At 53.7% G+C, this 894-nt stretch carries 1 pseudogene; it reads right to left on the bottom strand.

The window, feature by feature from the left end:
* Positions 1-894: pseudogene (locus HMPREF0673_RS14550) on the bottom strand (hypothetical protein); the annotation flags it as partial.

The following is an 894-nucleotide window of genomic DNA, read 5'->3' as shown; positions in this document are numbered from 1 at the left end:
GGACACGTTGTATGTGGCGTTGGTGTATACCGCATGCGTGAGCGACGAGCTGTGCGTGCGCGCGTCAACGTCTATATCATACACCTGATTGCCAACAGTGTGATGGCTGAGATATTGGGAACGGCTTATGCTCTTGGCGTCCGCGAATGTATACATACTGTACAGCGACCACTTCGGCGTGGTATAGAACAGGCTGCCCGACTCCTGGAACGTGTTGTGATAGTTGTTGTAATACGACGACTTCACCTGACCGGTCAGCTCGCGTCCCCTGTTGTCCTTCAACACAACGTTTATGACGGCTCCCGTAACGTGCATGTCGGGCGAAGCATTGTAAAGCAACTCCACCTTCGCCACCTTTTCGGCAGGCAGCGTCTTAAGATACTCGAGCACCGAACCGCCATTCCACACCTTGCCGTTGACAAGCACCGTGGTGGACATGGTGCCTGCCAGGGAGAGCTCATTGTCGTTCTTGCACAGAATGCCTGGCACATACTTCGCCACGTCGAAGGCACATGTCACAATGCGGCTCTTTATAATGGACGATGCGTCCGCCACTATTCTGTCTCCCTGCACATTGAGAATCGGACGCTTGCTTTTTACCACCACGTCGCCAAGCACATTGGTCTTCGTTGCCAACACTACGTCACCCACAGCATACGACGCACACTCGGGCATCACAGTTTCATAGCCGATGCTGCTCACGATGAGGCGGAACGGCAAAGGTATGGAGTCGGCCGTCAACACGAAACGTCCGTCAACATCGGCTGTAGTTGCGCAAATGTTTATACTGTCCAATGTCTGGAGCGCAATGGTTGCCATCACCACCGACTGCTTCTCGCTGTCGACGATACGACCCGTTACGGTCTGTGCCTTAGACTGCACAAACAGCAGTAA

Origin of the sequence: Leyella stercorea DSM 18206 (assembly GCF_000235885.1) — a bacterium.
Lineage (GTDB): Bacteria > Bacteroidota > Bacteroidia > Bacteroidales > Bacteroidaceae > Prevotella > Prevotella stercorea.
This window is presented reverse-complemented; position numbering and strand designations above follow the sequence as displayed.